A 21966-nucleotide genomic window follows, 5' to 3' on the forward strand; every position below is an offset into this window, starting at 1 on the left:
ATGGAAATAAACAACAATCAACTTTTACGTTTCACAACTTGTGGCAGTGTCGATGATGGCAAAAGCACCCTTATTGGGCGCCTGCTTTACGATTCAAAATCTATTTTTGAAGATCAATTTGAATCCATCGAAAAAACCAGTAAGAAAAAAGGCCATGACCAAGTAGATTTGGCCATGTTTACTGACGGCCTGCGCGATGAACGCGAACAAGGCATCACCATTGATGTTGCCTACCGCTATTTTAATACCCCAAAGCGAAAGTTTATCATTGCCGATACCCCTGGGCATATTGAATATACCCGCAATATGGTTACTGGAGCATCTACTGCAAATGCTGCCGTTATCTTGATTGATGCCCGAAACGGTGTAATAGAGCAAACCAAACGCCATGCCTTTATTGCTTCGTTGCTCAATATTCCGCACCTCTTGGTTTGTGTTAACAAAATGGACTTGGTGGAATATAAAGAGGAGGTTTATAACGACATCTTAAAGCAATTTGAAAAAGTAGCTTCAAAACTTAATATTAAGGACATTCGGTTTATTCCAATCAGTGCGCTAGATGGCGATAATGTGGTTAACCGTTCTAATAATATGGATTGGTTTCAGGGGGCACCTTTGCTTCACGAGCTGGAAACCTTACACATTAGTAGCGATATTAATAAAATTGACGCCCGTTTTCCGGTACAGACCGTTTTACGCCCGCAACGCAAAGGCTTTGAAGATTACCGCGGCTATGCTGGCCGTATTGCCAGTGGAATCTATAGGGTAGGGGATGCCGTAACTGTTTTGCCTTCGGGGTTTACTTCAAAAATTAAATCTATTAACCGGGACGAGGAAGATATGCAGGAAGCCTATGCTCCAATGTCTATCGCAATGACCTTGGAAGACGATGTTGATATTAGCCGTGGCGATATGATTGTAAAAACCACTAACCAGCCCGAACCTAAACAGGAATTCGATGTTATGCTCTGCTGGCTCAATGATAGACCGGCTCAGGCCCGCACCAAATACACCTTGCGCCATACCAGCAATGAACAGGTGGCAATGATCAAAAACGTGGTTTATAAAATTGATATCAACACCTACGACCGTATTACCGACGACCAAAGCCTAAAGATGAACGATATTGCCCGTGTAAGCATACGTGCCAGTCAGGCCTTAATGACCGACCCTTATCTAGACAACCGCCATACCGGAAGCCTTGTTTTAATAGATGAAAACACAAAAGAAACCATTGCAGCAGGGATGATTGTTTAATCTGTTGCAGTAGAAAAATTAAATTTAGGTGTAATAGTTCGGCTCTATGTTGTTTCAAGTGTGTAATTTTTTCAAAGACCAAAATTTTATAAGTGCTGTTTTGGCCTAGGAAAAGTTTACGAAAAAAATGAGGTGAGTGGAGGGTTAAGCAAACTAGCGCTAGCCGCTCAGATAATTTTAATCTTAGCGATATTAAAATATTAACTTTTTTGAACTAATAAATGTGAGCCTTTAGTTTGCGCCGCAACGAGGGAAATTTTTAGTAAAGTTTTGCTCAGCCTAGCCTTTTTTTGGTTCGTTTTTTTTGGCAATGAAAAAAAATGAACAATTATATTTACATGATTCAATTTTAACAGTTAGACATATTTTTATTAATACAAAAATTAATCTACCATCTATATTCAACATAGTACTAATAATTCTAGGTCATTTCTAGTTCATTTGGAAAAAAACACCTTGTTTAAGGTGACTGTTAATATATAAGGGCTGCAGAAGGAAGTAAATTTATTTAAAAACCCATTATGGTAAAATGTTTTTAGGAAAAAGCCTCAAATCTTACTTGTCCTGTGAAACTAAAAATAACATGAATTAAATCCCTAAGTAGTTTCAAGTTCTGTTTAACGGGATTTCACAAGTCGGGATAAAGGAAACAATTAGACTAAAGAGAATTGAACTTAATGAAAAAAACAATTATTATTACGGGAGGCGCAGGTTTTATTGGAACCCATGTAGTACGTCGTTTTGTAAACAACCATCCAGAAAACAATATTATAAATGTAGATAAATTAACCTATGCTGGTAATCTTACCAACCTAGAAGATGTTGAAACTGCCGAAAACTATCAGTTTATCAAAGGCGATATTGTAGATGCCAATTTTGTAAACCAGCTATTTGAAGCCCATCAGCCAGATGGTATCATTCACCTCGCGGCCGAATCGCATGTAGATCGATCAATTAGTAATCCTTTGGAATTTGTAATGACCAATGTTGTAGGTACCGTAAACCTTCTTAATGCTGCAAGAAACACAAGTGTGTCAAACTTTAGATTCTATCACGTTTCTACCGATGAAGTTTATGGAGAGCTGGGAGAAGAGGGCCTGTTTACCGAAGAAACCAAATATGAGCCACATTCACCGTATTCGGCTTCAAAAGCAAGTTCAGATCATTTTGTACGTGCCTATCAGGATACCTATAATTTGGACGTTGTAATATCAAATTGCTCCAATAACTACGGTTCGTATCAATTTCCTGAGAAATTGATTCCGCTGGCTATAAACAACATTAAAAACCAGAAAGCTATTCCTGTTTACGGCGATGGTTCTAATGTTCGGGACTGGTTATGGGTAGAAGACCATGCTAGAGCAATTGAAGACATTTACTTTAAAGGAAAAACAGGAGAAACCTATAATATTGGCGGACATAACGAATGGACTAATCTTAACTTAATTCACCTGTTGTGTACATTAATGGATGAAAAGTTAGATAGGCCAGCTGGAACATCCAAAAAATTAATCACTTTTGTAAAAGATCGTGCAGGCCACGATGTACGGTACGCAATTGATGCCAGTAAAATTGAAAAAGAACTAAATTGGAAACCAAGCCTTCAATTTCAGGAAGGACTTTCAAAAACTATCGATTGGTATCTGAAGCATGAAGATTGGCTGAAAGCAGTGACATCTGGCGATTATCAAAAGTATTACAAGGAACATTATGCGGAGTGAAGAGGCGAGGGGGCGAGAAGTGGCGACTTGGCGAAAATGGGCGACATGGCGAGAAGTGGCGACTTGGCGGTGAGGCGAAAAAAGGCGACTGGCGAATGGTGAGACTTGAAGTATAAAAATATAAAAAATGGAAAAAATACATTCACATAGAGATTTAAAGGTGTATCAGCTATCTTTTAAAGGAGGAATGGCTATTTTTCATTTGTCGAAGGCTTTTCCAAAGGAAGAAAGGTATTCGTTAACTAGCCAAATAAGGCGTTCGTCACGATCAGTTTCTGCTAATTTGGCTGAGGCTTGGCGCAAAAGACGCTATCCGAAGGCCTTTATAGCTAAATTATCCGATGTGGAGGGTGAGGCCGCCGAAACCCAGAATTGGTTGGACTATGCGCTAGCCTGTGACTATATACAACAAGAAGACCACAAAAGCTTAGACGACCAATACGACCACATTATTTCAATTGTTGTTAACATGATAAACAATCCCGGTAAATGGACACTATAAACCCACCCAAGTCGCCAGTTCGCCCCTTCGCCCCATCGCCAAGTCGCCAGTTCGCCCCATCGCCAAGTCGCCAAGTCGCCCCATCGCCAAGTCGCCAGTTCGCCCCTTCGCCCCATCGCCCCATCGCCCCTTCATCCCTCATTGACATATAAGAGAATATTAAACAAAACCAATTCGCGTAATTCGTTCTAATTCGCGTAATTTGCGTCAATTTGTAATAATTCGCAAATATTCGCAAACATTCGCATTAATTAGCATTACCATGAAAGGAATAATACTAGCCGGCGGTTCCGGTACTCGACTCCACCCATTGACGCTTGCCGTTAGTAAGCAACTTTTGCCAATCTACGACAAACCCATGATTTATTACCCACTATCGGTTTTAATGTTAGCAGGTATCAAAGAAATATTGATTATATCTACACCGCACGATTTGCCTAACTTTAAACAACTTTTAGGTAATGGCGATCAACTTGGTATAGCTTTAAGTTATAAAGAACAACCAAGCCCAGATGGTTTGGCGCAGGCATTTATTTTGGGCGAAGAGTTTATTGGCGATGATGACGTTTGTTTAGTCCTTGGCGATAATATATTTTACGGTGCTGGCTTACAAAATATACTAAAAGAAACGGTGACCACTGTTAAAAAGGAAGGTAAGGCTGTTGTCTTTGGTAATTATGTTAACGATCCAGAGCGGTATGGCGTGGCAGAGTTTGATAAAGAGAAAAACGTTATCAGTATAGAAGAAAAACCAGAGCACCCAAAGTCAAATTATGCGGTGGTTGGTTTATATTTTTACCCTAATTCGGTAATAGAAATAGCTAAAAATGTAAAACCATCGCACCGAGGCGAATTAGAAATTACCTCAGTAAACCAAGCTTATTTAGAGCAAGAAAGCCTCAAACTTCAAATTTTAAGTCGTGGCTTTGCTTGGCTAGATACAGGTACACACGAAGCCTTGACCGAAGCTACCGAATTTGTAAAAGCCGTAGAAAAAAGAACCGGATTAAAAATTGCCTGCTTAGAAGAAATTGCTTTGCGATATAAATGGATTTCTGATTACCAATTAAAAGAAAACATTCAAGGTAAAAAAGGTGATTATTATAACTATTTGAAAAATATAATAAATCAATACGCGTAATTCGCACTGATTCGCGTATAATTAGTACTAACTTATTGTTCAATTGTTAAGGGTTGCTTAAATCATATCTCTTTTATATTTAGCAGACTATAATGGGGTGAAAGCTTTTAACTTGTTTCATTGAAGTTAGTTGAAAATCTTATGTAAAAGTTTTCTTTAAAGAGCTTAAATCAATTTATTATATGAAAAAAAAACTTAAAAAAATCCTTAGACCCTATTATTACCAAATTAAATTTGGTAAAGGTCCAAAGGTTTTTGGTGTAGGCCGTAATAAAACGGGAACTACATCTTTGACTGCAGCCATGAAGGAATTAGGCTATACCCCAGGTATTGAAGACGATGGCGCCAAATTATTAGAAGAATGGGCGGTTAGAGATTTCAAGAAGTTAATTAAGTACTGCCATACGGGTAATTTTTTTCAAGATGTACCTTTTAGTTTACCTTATACCTATCAAGCAATGGACAAGGCATTTCCGAATAGTAAATTCATTTTAACGGTTCGGGATAGTTCAGACCAATGGTATAATTCGGTATTAAAACATGTAACTAGAAAAAGTGGGAAAAATGGACAGCTTCCAACAAAGGAAGATTTGAAAAATTCAAATCCCCCAAGAGGGAATAGATGGCGAAACAATAGATTGGTAGCTATTACTCCAGAAGATAAGCTTTATGATAAAGACTTGCTTATTAAGCACTATGAAAATTACAATAAAACTGTAAAAGATTATTTCCGACATCGGCCTGATGATCTATTAATTTTGAATGTTGCAGAAAATGGTGCCTATAAAAAATTATGTGATTTTTTGGGTAAAGAAACTGACAAAGCTGATTTCCCCTGGAAAAATAAAAATCCGGAAAAAGCCAAAACTAAATGATACCAGTAACCAAACCTTTTCTTCCACCAAAGGAAAAATACGAAAAATATCTCGATAAAATTTGGGAGTCCCAATGGTTGACCAACATGGGACCTTTAGCCAATGAATTGGAAGACCGCTTGTGCAAACATTTAAACGTTGCAGATTTACTTTTTGTAACCAATGGTACAATCGCTTTACAAATGGCAATTAAAGCTTTAGGCTTAAAAGACGAAATTATTACCACGCCGTTCTCCTTTATTGCAACCACCAGCAGTATTGTTTGGGAAAACTGTAAGCCAGTTTTTGTAGATATAGACCAAGACTCCCTTAATATTGACCCCACAAAAATTGAAGCGGCCATTACCGACAAAACCACCGCTATTCTGGCAACCCATGTATATGGTAATCCCTGTGATGTTTTAGCCATTGAGAAAATTGCTAAAAAGCATAACCTAAAAGTTATATATGACGGAGCCCACGCATTTGGTTTACAGGTAGGAGGGCAGTCTATTTTTAATTACGGCGATATAAGTATTTGTAGCTTACACGCCACCAAATTGTATCACTCCGGAGAAGGCGGATTTATGGTGGCAAAAGATGAGGCGATCCATAAAAAATTAAAGTCCATACGCAATTTTGGTTTTGCCGGTCCTGAATCTTTTTCTGAATTAGGCATTAACGGTAAAAACTCAGAGTTTCATGCCGCTATGGGATTGGTTAATTTAAATTATATTCAACCGATTCATAATAAGAGAAAACAACTAGCCGAAGCTTATGATGAGGGTTTAAAAAACTTTCCACATAAAACTCCGAAATGGCATAATAGTGCTACTAAAAACTATGCCTATTACCCTATTTTGTTTGAGAATGAAGCCATGCTTTTAAAAACAAAAAAACGTCTAGAAGAAGAACAAGTCCTGACGCGACGCTATTTTTACCCATCTCTTGCAAAGGTATTGCCCTACCTCCCAGAGAATGAGATGCCAATTACCGAAAGCCTTGCTAAACGTGTGTTATGTTTGCCCTTTTATTACGATCTTAAAATAGCTGACGCCCAACGTATTTGCCAGCTAATTCAAGAGGGAGTGATTTAAAGCTACAATACAATTATCTTTTTTTAGTTCAAAAAGTTGTATTTTCGTAGGCTTGAAATCAGAGATTAAAGTTAACACCCAAAGAGATGCCCAATAAGTATTTAGACCCAAATAGCTATCGCAACTTTTATAAAGGGCGTTTAAAACAACCTTTATTAAAAAAAATTATACCGGACCAAAAACCAGATTTTTTGATTGTAGGCGCACAAAAGGCAGGCACTTCAACGCTATTTAACTCTTTGGCACAACATCCTGATTTATTGGGGGCAAGAACTAAAGAAATTAGATATTTTAGCAGGAAAGAAAATTTTCAAAAAGGAGATCAATGGTATATCAACAATTTAAAGGACCTTAAAAAACCTTTTAAAAGTGGATTGCTTTTTGAAGCTACGCCGGAATATTTAAACCATCCTGAGGCAGCGCAACGGATTTATAAATTTAATAAGGGCACTAAAATAATTATCGTTGTAAGAGAGCCTATAAAAAGAGCCTATTCCGCATGGAATATGTATGGTGATTTTTTGGTAAGTCGCAAGCATCTGCCGCGTGTTATTGACCCTGCCTATTATCCAAATAGTAATTTGGCGCAAGAATTTTACGGCAATGGTGAGTTTCCTTCTTTTGAGGAGATTATTGCTTCTGAAATGAAGAAGATAGAAAACAATGATAATAGATCGCCTGCTATCCTCAGGAGGGGGATTTATTTACCGCAAATTAAACGTTATTTAGATTTAATTGGAAAAGAACAAGTGCTTACCTTAGGATTTAAAGATTTGGTTACCCAAAATAAAACGGAACTCAATAAAATACTTCGTTTTCTCAACCTGCCGGAAAGCGATTGGCAATTTTTAGATAGTTTGGGTAAAAAGGGTAAAAATGCCCGTACTTATAAAAAGAAGATAAATCCCGAAGCAAAAATAAAGTTAGAAGAGTTTTATAAACCTCATAATGATGCGCTTTTTGAGTATTTGGGTTATGAGTTGAACTGGTAGGATATAATATAAACTTAATCTTATCGGTATAAAGCTTTTATTTATATTATTATTGAGCGTACAAACTAATTATTAATGAAAAAGTTATTGTTTCTTGGAGGTCTTCGCTATCTTATTCCTGTAATTAAGACAGCAAAAAAGATGGGGCATTACGTTATTACATGTGATTACCTCCCCAATAATATAGCCCATCAATATTCAGATGAATACCATAACTTGAATATAGTTGATAAGGAAGCCGTTTTAACTTTAGCAAAAAAACTTGAGATTGATGGCATTATGTCTTTTGCCGTAGATCCAGGGGTTACTACAGCAGCTTATGTAGCTGAAAAATTGAATCTTCCCTGTCCCGGCCCTTATCAATCCATAAAGATTCTACAAAACAAAGGCTTGTTTCGTCAGTTTTTAGAGCAGCATCACTTTAACGTGCCACGGTCAAAATGTTATACTAAGTTAGATAAGGCCTTAGAGGAATTTGATTCTTTTGATTTGCCGGTTATTGTAAAACCTGTAGATTCGGCAGGGAGCAAAGGAGTGACCAAGGTTTCAAAAAAGACAGAATTGGAGCATGCAATAACGCATGCTCTTTCAGCTTCCCCCAGCAAAAATTTTATTATCGAAGATTATTTAAAAAGTAAAAATCATTCTTCCGATAGTGATTGTTTTTCGGTGAACGGAAAATTTGAGTTTATTTCATTTTCCAGTCAACGATTTGACGACAGCTCTCCTAACCCATACGTACCCTCGGCTTATAGCTGGCCATCCAGTATTTCTAAAAAAAATCAAGAAGAACTGAAATCTGAATTACAACGATTAATTGAATTATTGGGGATGAAATCTTCCGTTTATAATATAGAAGTACGGGAAACCCAAGATGACCGCGCTTATATTATGGAGGTATCTCCGCGAGGTGGTGGCAATCGGCTTTCGGAAGTATTGAAACTCGCTACAGGTACTGATTTAATTTCATGCGCCATAAATGCAGCCTTAGGAGCAGAAATCGGTAAAATTCAGGACGTCGCCTATGAAGGGGAATGGGCGGAGATTATTTTGTATAGCAATCATACCGGCCAGTTTAAAGAATTGAAAATTGACACTGTTTTAGATAAATATATTAAAGAGGTAGATTTATGGATCGAAGAAGGAGATCAAGTAAATGCTTTTACAGGCGCTAATGAAGCTATAGGAACCTTAGTCCTTCAGTTTGATTCTGCCGAACAATTAGAAAACATAATTTCTGAGTATTCAAATTATATTGAAGTAATTGTAGAATAGAACTTTTTTCGGAGTTGATAAGAGTAATAGTTGAAAATTTATGGATTTAAAAAAAATTGCAATACATAGTGTTCCACGTTCAGGTTCTACTTGGGTAGGTAGTATTTTTGATTCATCTCCACAAACAGCATATCGTTTCCAACCCTTGTTTTCGTATGCTCATAAAGGACAATTGGATGTAAAAGCTTCTAGAAATGAAATAGATGAATTTTTTAATGATATTTTTAAAACGACAGATTCATTTGTATTACAAAAGGATTATAAAGTTAAAGAATTAACACCTCGATTCAATAAAGACGTGCCAACTCATTTGGTTTATAAGGAGGTTCGATATCATAACATTCTTGAAAATCTTTTACAAAAAGATGATGATGTTATAGTTATTGGAATTGTGAGAAGTCCGTTCGCAACAATTTGCTCTTGGTTGATGACTCCAAAAGAGTTTAAAAAGGAATTGGGTTGGCTGGAAGAGGAGGAATGGAGATTTGCTCCAAAAAAGAACTCGGATAAACCTGAAGAATTTAATGGTTTTGAAAAATGGAAGGAAGTTACCAAGCTATTTTTAAAACTGAATCAAGATTACCCGAATCAGTTTTACTTATTATCCTATGATGATTTACTTCAAAATACTGAAACAGAAATAAAAAAGATGTTTAAATTTTGCCAGTTGGAAATGTCCGAACAAACACATGCGTTTTTAACAAAATCAACTTCAAGTACAGCTAAGGATGATGACCCATATTCAGTTTTTAAAAGTAAAAAGAAAGACAATGCATGGAAGAACAATTTACCTTCGTTTATAGAAGAAGAAATTAAAGCGGATAAAGAATTTAAAAAGTTAAACTTTCACTTTAAATGGGTTTAAACCTAATCTATGGAATTAATAGAAAAACAGCAACCCAAAAGGGATAAGGAGAATTCAAGCTCTGGAGGTGTGCAGCCAACTGTTTCGGTTTGTGTCCAAACCTATCAACACGCATTGTATATTAAGGACTGCTTAGATGGTATATTGATGCAAAAAACTGATTTTACAATAGAAATTCTTCTTAGGGATGATGCGTCTAATGATGGGACCGCAGAGATTTGTAAAGATTATGCAGCGCGTCATCCTAACAAATTTAATTTATTGTTGTATTCAGAAAACCAATTTGTGAAAGGAGTAAAACCTCTACCAGATAATGTAAAAAGGGCCAAAGGCAAATATATTGCAATGTGCGAGGGCGATGATTACTGGACTGATCCTTTGAAATTACAAAAGCAGGTTGATTTTTTGGAACAGAATGCCGAATATGTAGCCTGTTTCCATAAATATAAAGAATTAGTAGATGGCGCGTTTAGCGAGAAAATATTACCGGATATAGAGGATGATTTTGTTATTACAAAAAAGAATTTTTTTGATAAATGGTACACCAAAACTTTAACGGTGGTTTTTAGAAAAGACGTGCATAGCAGTATTGATTATTCTATGTATGAAAAACATCGCGATACCACCTTATTTTATGAGCTTTTGAAAATCAATAATGCAATTTGTTTAAATTTTATTGCGGGGGTATATAGAATCCATCAAGGTGGTATTTGGTCTTTAAAAAGTAAACGTGATAGAGATATTGCCGCCTACATTCATTTAGAGGAAATTTATTACTTCAACCAAGAAGATGAAAATTTGAAAATAAAAATAAAGAAGGTTTTATATCGTCTTAATTTAATTGCATCATATAATACCCTTCTCTTATTAATAAAAAACTCTAGGTCGTTTTATTTCAAAATGTATTTACTAAAGAAACTCTTAAAAAAACCAGTAAAAGACTTTAGACATAGAACAGGGGAGGAGTAAATTTAATTATACTTACAATAGAGTTTTAAACAGTAAGTAGATTCTCAATACGCTGCAAAGTGGTTAAAAAACTATAAATTAAAATGCAAAATAAAAACCAGAGAGCCTCTGTTATTATTCCAACTTATAACAGAGCAGAGTTTATAACAAAATCACTTGATTCGGTTTGGGCGCAAACCTACAGGCCTATAGAGGTTTTGGTTATTGATGATGGTTCTACTGACAATACCAAAGATGTAGTTGAGCAATGGTTTACTGCTCACGAGAGTAAAGACTTTACCGCTAAATATATTTATCAAAAAAAGTCTGGAGCTCCAGCGGCCCGAAATACTGGTATTAAACATGCTACAGGCCGATACTTGCAATTTTCCGATTCTGATGATGTTTTGTATCCTAATAAACTAGAATTGCAAATTTCAAAAATGCAGGAGGAAAACACGCCTATTTGTATTTGTGGATATTATCATTTGGATGAAAATGGCAATATACTTCTCGAAATTACCAATAACCGCTCTTTTAAAGAAATTCTTCAAAGCGATCTTCGTTTAAGTACCTTAATTAGTGTTATAGATACAACGCTCATAGATGCAAAGTTTTTAAAATGGAATCCAAAATTAAAAAAATATCAAGATCGTGATTTTCACCTGAAGTTATTCCTCATCATAGAAAGCTTTTCAATTATTGACGAGCCCTTATTTGAATGGATACGACATAAAGGGGAACGTATCTTTGACTCTACAAAGACATCGGTAAAAATACCAGGGTCATTTTTAAAATCATTAATAGTTTTTTATTATAGAAACCTTAGTAAAATAGAACCTTATAAAAGACCATACATAAAAAAACTTTTTAAAGCTTTATCAAAACGAACTTATATTACTTCCGGCTTGGGAAATATAATCCCCAAACAATTAAAAATATGGCATTATTTTAAATAATTTGAGGTAATTGTTTTTTAAGGATGTTAAAATGATAAACTTTGCGTGTAACTTTACCTATACTTATATACTCCATACCACTATGATATGAGAAAATTTAAAACAGTAATTATTCATAGTGATTATAAATTTGTTAGCGCTTCTAAATGCTTTGAAACGCCATATCTTGAAAATACAATTGTTATAATTAAGAGGCTAGGTGAGGAATATAAAGGCCCTTATCAAAACAGCGCTGTCTTTATAGAAAAACACGAAAAAAACAAGCTTTTGCAACTTTGCCAAGAAGCAGATTTGGTTGTGATGTATGGTTTATACCACTTTAATAGTACTGTTGTTTTAGAGCTGCCTAAGAGCATAAAAATTATTTGGCGTCTATTGGGCTATGAATTGTATTCAAAGAAACTTGATCTCTTTGTAAGTGATTTAACTAAAGAATTTGTTGATTTGCCTGAGCAGCTCAGCTTCCTAAAGAAAATATATCGAGTTGCACGGTATGGCTACATTGATAACCCAACTTTTTATAAAGCTGTTAAGAGAGTTGATTTTATGATGGCTATATGCCAGGAAGAGTATGATTTTTTACAAGGCCATTTTAAAAATTTACCCAAATTTATAAAGGTGCCTCATCCGCAATTAGGCGAAAAATTTAAACCGAAGGCACCCAAAACCAGATCTCAAAAGCCTATAATCCTTTTGGGCAATAGTAGGCATGCGTTTAACAATCACTTAGATTTAATAGCACTTGTAGATTCAGTACAAGTAAAACATAGATATAGCTTTAAATTACTTTCTAGTTATGGGCCAACTACTGCGTATTATAATGCTTTAAAAAAAGCTACAGCAGACAAGCCATATTATCAGCTTGTAGAGAAGTTTTTAGAACTTGATGAATTTAAAGATTTTTATGCCAATGTAGATGCCTTGGTTATTAATACGTATCGCCAAATGGCGGTTGGCAACATTCTTTATGGCGTTAAAAATGGCACTAAAATTTATCTTAATAAAAAAAATACAATCTATAAATGGCTTAGAAATGAGGGATTTATTATCTATACTATTGAAAACTTTAAAAACGATTTAAAAACTGGAAACTTTTGTTTGGCGGCTGATAAAGCTGAGCATAATATTAAGCTAAGTATAGCATTAGAAGAAAAATATTCTGTAGAGAGTTTTCAACAGCTTCTTTTAAAAAAAGTTTTATACCTTCAGAAATGATTTTATTTATAGATATTCGCGCCTACCAAGAGTAAAAGCAATTTAATAAAATTGTAATTTTAATCATTACGAGCATATAAAAAAGTGAAACCAAGGTGGGGGTAAAACCCAGATAGATTTTGTGCAACAACATTTTGGGTTTACAGATCAGTTTACAATCAATCGGAAACAATATTTAACCTTGCTTTTTCCCAGTAGAAAAAATGCATTGGTTTGAATGCGTTTTCTTTTGGGAGATTCAGCTTTTTTCAGGTTAATTAAATTTAAGTAGAAGTAAGCCTTTTAAAAAAACGAGAAATTAAGTATATAATGAAAACAATTTATGTAATTGGGGTCTTTGACCTCTATCATCGCGGCCATTTAGAGCTGTTAAAACGTGCAAGGGAGCTTGGCGATAAACTAGTAGTTGCAATAAATGGTGATGAAATGGTAGCATCTTACAAACGTAGGCCGTTTTTTAATGAAGAGGATCGTTTGGCACTAGTGGAGGCGACTAAATATGTAGATGAAGCATTTATTATTAGGCAATATGACAATAAGGAAATCATAAAGAAATATAAAATCAATAAGATTGTCCATGGTGATGACTGGGAGGAAGGCAGTTATATGGAGCAGATAAGGGTGACGGAAGAATTTCTAAAAAATAATGATTGCGAATTAGTTCTTCTGCCCTATACAAAAGGCATAAGCACTTCAGATTTAATTCAGAAAATAAAAAGTTCGTAATATGATTTATACCCAACAATCCAATTTACCCATCATATTTCAGGTAGATGAGGGTATTATTTTAGACGTTGCCTATTATTTAAAAAGAAACAACTTGGCTTTTCCAAAAGTGCTGGTTGTTTCGGGTAAAAATCATTCCTTCCATTATGCCAAGCAAATTGCAGCATTGAATAATTGGATTAATTACACTATTGATGACAATACGTTTAAAGTTGTAGAAGACTTAAAAAACTATATTAACTCTAATAATATAGACTTATTAATAGGTGTTGGTGGGGGCAAAGTGATTGATACGGTAAAAAGAGCGAGCTATTTGTCTAACACCAACAATCTTTCCATACCAACTATTATTTCTAACGATGGCTTAATCTCTCCGGTTGCAGTCATTAAAAATGAAACCGGGAAAACAGATAGTTTGCCGGGGATGATGCCAATGGGTGTAATAATAGACCTTGATGTTATTAAAGAATCGCCCACAAAGTACCTAGAAGCAGCGGTGGGAGATGTCTTCTCTAATTTATCTGCCACCAACGATTGGGTATGTGCTTTTAAAGAGGAAAAAGAACGAATGAATGATGTTGCTTTTCACTTGGCTAAGGGCGCAGCCAATTCATTAGTAAACTTTGGCGATATTGACCTCAAAGCTAAGCCGTTTTTAAGGCTTTTGGTCCAAGGTTTGGTCAATTCGGGAATTTCCATGTCGTTGGCAGGTACCTCCCGTCCGTGTTCCGGTAGCGAACACATGCTGAGCCACGCTATAGATTTTCTTGGATTAGCTCCAAATGTCCTGCACGGCCAACAAGTGGGGGCGTTAAATATTTTCACTTTATTTTTACAGAACAAATTAAAGAAAGATCATTTAAAATTTGCGCAAGAGGCTAATATTCCTTTTGATTTTACAAGCTTTTTAGAAGATAAGAGCGAAACGCAACTAAAAGCAATGTTTCATAAAGCAAAGGAAATGCGTCCAGGACGTTATACCATCTTAAACCAGCTTACCGAAGTAAAATTTTTAGATGAACTTAAAAAGTTTCAAAAGACCATAAGTTGAGCACTAATAACGCCTTAATCATTTTTGTGGATTCTTCCTAAGTAACGTTCATGATTCAGATTCAATAGCAGAATTTAAGTTATAAAAGCAAAACTAATTTACCGAAGTAAAGAAGATTATTGCAAATGAGTTGACGGGTTGGCTAGTTAGGGGTTATCACGCTGATTCGACACGAGTTGAAAGCCCAAAACCTTCCAAAAGTTAAAATAAAATAGGCGTAAAAAACAATACGGATGAGATTGCACTTAATTTTATAAATTTGCAAGCAATAAATTAAAATAAGCCTAAAACACCTTTGCGTTAATCTAAGAACTAAAACCCAAAACTTCAACTGGTAAATACCTAAAAACAAACTTATGGCAGAAAACGCGAGCAAAAAATAAGAAATACAATGTACAACACAACTGAATTACTGTCGCTTTGTTTTCTGTTTAGCAGTGGTGTACTTTTATTGGTGACCTTTTATTGGCAGTTATCTTTAAAACATAAAGAACCAATTAGTAAAGCACTACAATTTGTGGTTTGCATTTTTATATTCCATCATCTATATGTCACAATTGCTCGCATGGCTTGGAAAGACAACCTTTTTATTGATTACGGTGCTCCTTTCTCCTTACTTTATCCGCCCTTAGCCCTTTTTGCGACAATTATAATTAATGGACACAACTTTTCCCTAGCCAAGGCTAAATGGCATTTTATTCCCTTTATAATATTTGTTTTAGGGTATTGTTATTGTCTCTTTCACCTAAACAGTAAAGAGATAGTTTCTAACTACACTACGATTTTATACGGTCTTACGGCGCTGCAATGGTTTATATATGGCGCATTAATCATTGTAAAAATCCGATCTATTTTTAAAAATCGAGAAATTTTTACTTTTGTCAAAAGAAGGTTTTTTATATATATACTATTGACCTTAGGTTTATTTATAACTCTAATCTTAGTAGTCTTAGTTCAACATAGGTACTTTAATGTTGATATGCAAGCTTCTTCCTATTTAGTACATTTTTTGATGTTGATGTTTTCCATAATCTTATCTTGGAGCGTCTTTGACTATCATATTCAAGTAATAAAGGAAAAATCGGAACAGACTGTTTGGCATATCCCACTTGAAGAAAAAGTCATTTTAGAAAACTGCTTGACTCCCGAAATGGAGGAAGAGTTTGAGCAGATTATCTCAACTTTAGAAAAACTTCCCCTAAAAACCTTCAGCGATCTTGAGCTTAATTTATCCAAAATGGCAGATCAATTGGCCATAACTCCTATATCGCTTTCTCAAGCTTTAAACAAAAAGTTACAGGTGAATTTCAATCAATTTGTAAATGACAAGAAATGCCAAATCGCTGTAAATTATCTTATGGATCCCAATTTTGAGGGAACTATGAAAGACCTTGCTTTCATCTCAGGATTTAATTCCGAAACAACGTTTTACCGTTCGTTTAAACAAAATTTCAAGCTCACCCCACTGCAATATAAAAATAAGAACGGAAACTAATTCAATAAACTACTACTCGTCAATTCACTTCACAGCGCTGATTGTTTTCCGGAATTCTGCCAACGTTAAAATCGCATGGCGTTTTGAATGTTTGTAAAACGCTGTTTGTTAGTAGATTGAGCGCACTTTCAAAAAACTTAAAATTCGAATGATCATTTTTATGAAGGTCTTTTTCATTCGCAAGCGGTTATTTTTGCACTTGAATTTAATGAGTTGAAAAGGATTTCTTTTGCTTTTACATTCCAAAATCTGGTAATGCTAAATGGTATGTTTAAAAAGAAATAGTATTAAAACTCAGTCGATGCTTGAAATTAATTCAAAGAGCAAAAATTTAAAGGTTCGCAAACTAAAAGTTTATTTTATTATGAAAAACACTATTACAACTATTATCCTTTCACTATTTACGATTGGAGTGTTATATTCTCAATCATGTGCTAGAGAGTTATCATCCTTGGAGCCAAATGACCCAAATAATAGTAACTGGGTGGTTCCTGCCGATGGTGTTACTTGTGTAAGTAGCGATATAACTATTAATCGTTTAGAGATAGCCGATGGCGGTACATTAATAATCGCTGAGGAAGTTACTTTAACGATTGCGCAGGGAGTTTTTCCTGACCAGATTCCTAATCGAAATAGCACAATTGAAGTTCATGGAAACTTGAAATTCAATCAAGCTACAGTAATTCCTATGAGTACTGATTTAACGGTTCACGAAAATGGAAGTCTTTCAGTGGGTAACGGAAATGCGAACCTTAACTTTAAAGGTAATGCTGTAAACTTCCTTAACAAAGGTACTGTAGCGTTTTCTGTTTTAGATTTGTCAGACAATTCTAATGCCTATTTTGATAATGAAGGAACGATGAATGTTAATCAAAACATTAACATTGCTGGTAAAGCTGAATTTATAAATACGGGTTCTTTGACTATCGGCAGTAGTTTTAACAATAATGCCGATAGCCGTTATATAAACTGCGGTGAAGTTCAAACGGGAGGTTTTAACCTTCAGGGAGGAGAAGTAATTAATACAGGCATATTTAATGCAACCAGTACAATTGAAATGAATGAATCTTCATCCTCAATTAAAAATTACAATACATTTACTGCAAACTCAATAAATTTAGCAGGTGCCACAATTTATAATGCTGGGTACTTCACTCTTCCTACTATTACTAGTACCGGTAATTTAGAAGGTCCAGATAGTGAATCAAATTATTGGGGAAGCTTTACTTTTAATGGTCCACAGAATGGTTTTAATACCGGAAACATATCAGGTCAATTGAATATAATAGATCAAAATGATCCATCTTCAAATGCTAATCTTTTTAACCCCAGTAACGCTGTTGATAGTTCAGTTGTTTTCGGAACCTGTACTTCTTGTACTGTGAATACGGATAATGAGGAATGTCCAAGCTCTGATAATCCTTTGGTAGCCGGCTCTGCCGTTGACGACAATGCAGCTACCGATCAAAATACGCCAGTGAGCATTGATGTTGCGGCAAACGACATTGATATGGATGAAACTACTGTAAGTATTACAAATCAACCTGTCAATGGAACAGTTGAAGTAAACGCAACTACCGGTATAGTAACGTATTGGCCAAACGAAGATTATGCAGGACCAGATACTTTTACCTACCAAATTTGTACAGACAATACCGAAACAGATTGTGAAACGGCAGAAGTGACAATCGATGTTTTGGAACTCCCTTGTTCAGTACCTATTAATGGAAATTATTTTGAATGGGATTATGAAAATAGCAATGATGATACTGTAACCGAAACAATACAACAGCCCAGTGCTAACGCAGGCTTTGTGATTGATATATGGAGGTTAGATAACTCTTTTAATATGAATATTAATGGAGATGATTTAGCGACCAGCGAAATTGAATTTCAGTCTTCTGGAACTCCTGCGCCTGGCATTAATATTCGTTTTCAAGATGGGGATGAATATGAAACTAATACTTCTCCAAACGCTATTTGGAAAATGCAAGGATCGGAAGAAACCCCACTAATTCGTGTGAAAGTTGGTCCCAACGGTAATGTATCAATGTTTGGTAGTAAAGTAGATAACGGGCCTTTATATCCTTTAGAATTGTTCAACGGAAATAGTTTTAACACTGTTACTTGGAATCCTGATTCTGATAATACGGTGATTTTCACCCAAAATGTAGTTGGGGTTACTAACATATCAGGAAAAGGCTATGGCTTGAATCAGACGGACAGTCCTGTAATTACTGTTCTAAACATTATCCAACCAACCTGTGTTGATGGAGAAAGTGCCAATAATGGCGCCATAGAAATGACTGTTACCGGTCTTGTAGATGGAGTTTATAGCTTTCAATATGACGGAGGTACCCTTGAAAATGTAGAGGTTGTTAATGGTGAAGCAGTTGCAAATAATCTTTCAGGCGGTGATTATAACAATATCGTAGTAGGAAGCGGGAATTGCCAGTCTCCTCAAGGAGTAAGTGCAATGCTTATAGAGCCAGATTGTGGTAGTTGTATAGAAGTACTCCCCGGTGGCGAATGGAACCAGTCTATTAGCAAGGCTGAAGCAAACCAATTAAACCCACCCGTACTTACTTATGATCCAATCACGGTGGCAGGAACAAACGCAGGAATGTTTCTTGATATTTATAGATTGGATAACTCCTTTGATCTAACAATTAATGGAACGGCGATTGCTACTGAAGAGATCCAATTTGATTCAGGTACTCCTGCAGCTCCTTCGAACAACATCAGGTTTTTGGATGGAGACTTATACAGATATGATGCTCCTGCCATTTGGCAAATTGTTGGTACATCGGATAAACCTGTTATACGTGTTGAGATTAGTCAATTAGGAGAAGTAACTTTATATGGCAGTAAAGTAAGTGGTGGGCCATTATACGAATTAGTTCTGAGTAATGGTGCAGCGCTTAATACCGTAACTTGGAATGAAACTACAGACAATTCAATTGAGGTGACTCAAGACGCCAATGGATGGACAAGACTACATGGAAAGGTTTATGGAGAAAGTATTTGCTCCACGGGGCTTTATAATTTCACCAAGACTAGTTCATTTGACAATTCAACACCAGCAGAAGTAGGAGACATAATCACCTATACAATTATAGTTGAAAATGTAGCCAATGAGGATATTTCTGATGTGGTAGTGATGGATCCCTTGTTAGGTGGGGAACTTTCAGGCTATGTAGAAAGTGACACTAACGATGATATTTTAAACATTGATGAGACTTGGACCTATACAGCTCAATATGCAATAACATCGGAAGATATTGCAAACGGTGGCGTATATAATCAAGCAACTATATTTGGAAAAGACGTTAATGGCAATGCCATTCCAACCAAAAAATCCTATGACCCCGCTGGAGCTCCAGGTCCAGATCCAGATTGTGCAACCTGTACGTTTACGCCTTTAACAGGAGATGATAATTGTGAGGTTAGGTACCCTATAGAGTCGGAAGATCCTTTTTATTGGATTGTAAATGGATCCAGTGCACAGTCACTAATAAATCAAGGAACTGTTGTGGGGACTAATGGAGGTTTTGTTTTCGATATCTATAGATTAGACAACTCTTTTAATATGAACATTAACGGAACAGATTTGTCCACCCAAGAAATTCAGTTTCAATCTCAAGCAACCTCAGGTATAAATGTTCGTTTTAAAGATGGTGATAGTTATGAAGTTGATACACAAGAAATCTGGAGACTTAGAGGAAACCGCAGTAATCCGATGCTTAGAGTTAAGGTTGCTCTTGATGGAAGCGTACAGTTGTTTGGAACCAAAGTAACTAATGGCGAACTCTTTGAACTTGAGCTTTTCAATGGAAATAGTTTTAATAATATAGCCTGGGAGTCAACTACAGAAAATACAGTGATTGTTTCTCAGTCAAGAACGGGGAAAACGGCAATGGATGGTTCCGGTTATGGAGTTGAAATAGCTTGTAAGCCTTATGAGCTTGAGAAAATAGGGGAATTTAACGATGAGAGTGGTGATGGAGTAGCTCAACCTGGAGAAACAATAAAATATACATTTATTTTGGAGAACACAGGAAATATGGACGTATATGATCCGATGGTATATGACGCCCTTTTAGGAGGCGAAATAACCATCGCCCCTGTGGGAGACACCAACAATGATGGTGTCCTGAATATCGGTGAAACCTGGGTATATCAAGAAGTGATTTACGAAGTGACGCAGGAAAATATTGCTCGGAAAGGTGTTTATAACCAGGCCGAGGCAACGGGGTACGACATTCAAGGTCAGTATTTAACCCCTGTGTTGTCTAAGGACCCTGGGAATACTTCTCCAGATGCCGAACGACCCGACCATACTTTTGTATTATTGATAGGAGAGGAATGTATAAACCAAGTTAATGTAGCTAATATTGAATATAGAGCTTATGGAAGTCCTAATAACGGACAATCCACAACTAATAATATATCAGTCAGAGCGTCGAATGAAGGGTACGTGCTTGATTTCTATAAGTTAGACAATTCCTTTAACATTAATATTAATGGAACGGATATCTCAACTGATGAAATTGAGTTTCAATCCCGACAAACCTCTGGTATAAATGTTCAATTTGCTGATGGCGATCAATATGAAGTGGATACCCCACTTATCTATAGAATAATAGGTGATGAGGTAAATCCAATGCTCAAGTTGATTATTAATAAAAATGGAGAAGTAAGTCTATTGGGCAGTAAAACAAGTTACGGTCCTTTATTTGCACTTGAATTGATTAACGGAGATCCTTTCAATACGGTTCCATGGAATAATAACGATGACAATACTATTTCAATAAGTCAAAAATTGAATTTTCTAACAATTTTAACAGCTGATGGACATGTTGTTATAAACCAATGTGCTAATGATTATGTCCCCTTCAGACCTAATGGCGAAGAGAATGGTTTAGAAAACCACGGTAAAGTCAATACAATTGAGTATTATCCAAACCCGGTAAACTCAATGCTGTATGTTGAGGCTAACACGCTTATCGAAAGCCTTGAAATCTTCAACTTGTTAGGGCAAAAAGTTATTAACCTTAGTCCAAACAGTAAAGAGACCGATGTCAATATGGAGTTTTTGCAAGCCAATGTTTATATGATGAAAATTACTGTTAACGGTAAAACTGAAACCTATAGAGTGGTAAAAGAGTAAGTGAATAGATAGATTTTTTAAATTAATCTGATAAAACGCTCCGTTCATTGGTGGAGCGTTTTATTTTTTTATATGCTTCATTGTTTACTTGTCATGCTGGATTATTCGCAAATGATATTACGAGTTTTACAGACTTTCATAATTTAATATCATTAGTATTTAATATCATTAGTGTCCGATTAAAAGAGTGAGAAAATTTGTTGAGTCACAGATAATAGGCAATTAAAATATTTTTTATTTAATGACAGCATGCTATTATACTTAGCATCAAAATTTATCAATTAAAAAGTATGTTTAATCAATTTTATCTAGTTTTCAATCTATTAAAATGCAAGTCTTACGTCTTATGTCTTTCAGCGCAGCGGTCTTATATCTTAGTCGGACACGACTAATTTAATATCAATGCATCAAGCTGTTTGGTGAACGATCACAATATCTTTATTTCAAGTTAGTATATTCAATTATTGTTTTTTATATAGAAGAGTGTAGCTTTGCAACTTTCTATGTAATAATTGGTTTTCGGCAGTAGAAAAGGTTAGATTAGGTAACTTCAAAAGGGTTTCGGTAAGATTAAGATTAAGGTATTTGCTTTTTTCTTTCAAATACTTTAGAAGTTAAACCTCTATTTTTTAGATAAATTATTGTTGTAGCGATTATAATAATTTAACCTTAAAAGATTATTTTAACTTTGCTATATA

At 35.5% G+C, this 21966-nt stretch carries 16 protein-coding genes; all 16 read left to right on the top strand.

What is annotated here, in order from left to right:
• Positions 1–1257, top strand: coding sequence for a sulfate adenylyltransferase subunit 1 (locus tag QPK98_RS11685; protein WP_310993572.1), 1257 nt, complete (start codon positions 1–3; stop codon positions 1255–1257).
• A 677-nt stretch (positions 1258–1934) separates the two neighbouring features.
• Positions 1935–2978 carry a dTDP-glucose 4,6-dehydratase gene (rfbB, locus tag QPK98_RS11690; RefSeq protein ID WP_310993573.1) on the top strand — a complete coding sequence of 348 codons (1044 nt, stop codon included), beginning with the start codon at positions 1935–1937 and terminating at the stop codon, positions 2976–2978.
• Between the two features lie 127 nt (positions 2979–3105).
• Positions 3106–3480 carry a four helix bundle protein gene (locus QPK98_RS11695; RefSeq protein WP_310993574.1) on the top strand — a complete coding sequence of 125 codons (375 nt, stop codon included), beginning with the start codon at positions 3106–3108 and terminating at the stop codon, positions 3478–3480.
• Between the two features lie 262 nt (positions 3481–3742).
• Positions 3743–4621, top strand: a complete 879-nt coding sequence (rfbA, locus tag QPK98_RS11700; RefSeq protein WP_310993575.1) for a glucose-1-phosphate thymidylyltransferase RfbA — start codon at positions 3743–3745, stop codon at positions 4619–4621.
• Between the two features lie 182 nt (positions 4622–4803).
• Positions 4804–5496 (top strand): sulfotransferase family protein, encoded by a 693-nt coding sequence (locus QPK98_RS11705; RefSeq protein ID WP_310993577.1) that lies wholly within the window; start codon positions 4804–4806, stop codon positions 5494–5496.
• Complete coding sequence (locus QPK98_RS11710; protein WP_310993579.1) at positions 5493–6572, top strand: DegT/DnrJ/EryC1/StrS family aminotransferase; 1080 nt, start codon at positions 5493–5495, stop codon at positions 6570–6572. Before QPK98_RS11705 ends, QPK98_RS11710 begins: the two co-directional genes overlap by 4 nt.
• Before the next feature lie 191 nt (positions 6573–6763).
• Entirely contained in the window at positions 6764–7564 is an 801-nt protein-coding gene (locus tag QPK98_RS11715) for a sulfotransferase domain-containing protein (protein WP_310993580.1), read from the top strand.
• A 75-nt stretch (positions 7565–7639) separates the two neighbouring features.
• Positions 7640–8839: an ATP-grasp domain-containing protein gene (locus QPK98_RS11720; protein ID WP_310993581.1), complete on the top strand. Its 1200-nt coding sequence runs from the start codon at positions 7640–7642 to the stop codon at positions 8837–8839.
• 40 nt (positions 8840–8879) lie between these two features.
• A complete protein-coding gene (locus QPK98_RS11725) occupies positions 8880–9704 on the top strand; it encodes a sulfotransferase domain-containing protein (protein ID WP_310993582.1) in 825 nt (274 codons plus the stop codon).
• Between the two features lie 9 nt (positions 9705–9713).
• Positions 9714–10673, top strand: coding sequence for a glycosyltransferase family 2 protein (locus QPK98_RS11730; protein ID WP_310993585.1), 960 nt, complete (start codon positions 9714–9716; stop codon positions 10671–10673).
• Positions 10674–10756: 83 nt separating this feature from the next.
• On the top strand, positions 10757–11611 hold the full coding sequence (locus QPK98_RS11735; RefSeq protein ID WP_310993587.1) for a glycosyltransferase family 2 protein: 855 nt from the start codon (positions 10757–10759) through the stop codon (positions 11609–11611).
• 87 nt (positions 11612–11698) lie between these two features.
• Entirely contained in the window at positions 11699–12826 is a 1128-nt protein-coding gene (locus QPK98_RS11740) for a hypothetical protein (protein WP_310993590.1), read from the top strand.
• Positions 12827–13135: 309 nt separating this feature from the next.
• A complete protein-coding gene (locus QPK98_RS11745; RefSeq protein WP_310993591.1) occupies positions 13136–13552 on the top strand; it encodes an FAD synthase family protein in 417 nt (138 codons plus the stop codon).
• 1 nt (position 13553) lies between these two features.
• Entirely contained in the window at positions 13554–14603 is a 1050-nt protein-coding gene (locus QPK98_RS11750; RefSeq protein ID WP_310993593.1) for an iron-containing alcohol dehydrogenase, read from the top strand.
• Between the two features lie 391 nt (positions 14604–14994).
• Positions 14995–16098, top strand: a complete 1104-nt coding sequence (locus tag QPK98_RS11755; protein WP_310993595.1) for a helix-turn-helix domain-containing protein — start codon at positions 14995–14997, stop codon at positions 16096–16098.
• A gap of 364 nt (positions 16099–16462) precedes the next feature.
• Complete coding sequence (locus tag QPK98_RS11760; RefSeq protein ID WP_310993596.1) at positions 16463–21268, top strand: DUF7507 domain-containing protein; 4806 nt, start codon at positions 16463–16465, stop codon at positions 21266–21268.
• Positions 21269–21966: the final 698 nt, after the last annotated feature.

The organism is Aequorivita marina (assembly GCF_031631895.2).
Classification (GTDB): domain Bacteria; phylum Bacteroidota; class Bacteroidia; order Flavobacteriales; family Flavobacteriaceae; genus Aequorivita; species Aequorivita marina.

What these genes read in the sequence shown, in the direction of transcription:
- QPK98_RS11685 (WP_310993572.1), top strand. Translation starts at nt 1, where the DNA reads ATGGAAATAAACAACAATCAACTTTTACGTTTCACAACTTGTGGCAGT.
- rfbB (WP_310993573.1), top strand. Translation starts at nt 1,935, where the DNA reads ATGAAAAAAACAATTATTATTACGGGAGGCGCAGGTTTTATTGGAACC.
- QPK98_RS11695 (WP_310993574.1), top strand. Translation starts at nt 3,106, where the DNA reads ATGGAAAAAATACATTCACATAGAGATTTAAAGGTGTATCAGCTATCT.
- rfbA (WP_310993575.1), top strand. Translation starts at nt 3,743, where the DNA reads ATGAAAGGAATAATACTAGCCGGCGGTTCCGGTACTCGACTCCACCCA.
- QPK98_RS11705 (WP_310993577.1), top strand. Translation starts at nt 4,804, where the DNA reads ATGAAAAAAAAACTTAAAAAAATCCTTAGACCCTATTATTACCAAATT.
- QPK98_RS11710 (WP_310993579.1), top strand. Translation starts at nt 5,493, where the DNA reads ATGATACCAGTAACCAAACCTTTTCTTCCACCAAAGGAAAAATACGAA.
- QPK98_RS11720 (WP_310993581.1), top strand. Translation starts at nt 7,640, where the DNA reads ATGAAAAAGTTATTGTTTCTTGGAGGTCTTCGCTATCTTATTCCTGTA.
- QPK98_RS11725 (WP_310993582.1), top strand. Translation starts at nt 8,880, where the DNA reads ATGGATTTAAAAAAAATTGCAATACATAGTGTTCCACGTTCAGGTTCT.
- QPK98_RS11730 (WP_310993585.1), top strand. Translation starts at nt 9,714, where the DNA reads ATGGAATTAATAGAAAAACAGCAACCCAAAAGGGATAAGGAGAATTCA.
- QPK98_RS11735 (WP_310993587.1), top strand. Translation starts at nt 10,757, where the DNA reads ATGCAAAATAAAAACCAGAGAGCCTCTGTTATTATTCCAACTTATAAC.
- QPK98_RS11740 (WP_310993590.1), top strand. Translation starts at nt 11,699, where the DNA reads ATGAGAAAATTTAAAACAGTAATTATTCATAGTGATTATAAATTTGTT.
- QPK98_RS11745 (WP_310993591.1), top strand. Translation starts at nt 13,136, where the DNA reads ATGAAAACAATTTATGTAATTGGGGTCTTTGACCTCTATCATCGCGGC.
- QPK98_RS11750 (WP_310993593.1), top strand. Translation starts at nt 13,554, where the DNA reads ATGATTTATACCCAACAATCCAATTTACCCATCATATTTCAGGTAGAT.
- QPK98_RS11755 (WP_310993595.1), top strand. Translation starts at nt 14,995, where the DNA reads ATGTACAACACAACTGAATTACTGTCGCTTTGTTTTCTGTTTAGCAGT.
- QPK98_RS11760 (WP_310993596.1), top strand. Translation starts at nt 16,463, where the DNA reads ATGAAAAACACTATTACAACTATTATCCTTTCACTATTTACGATTGGA.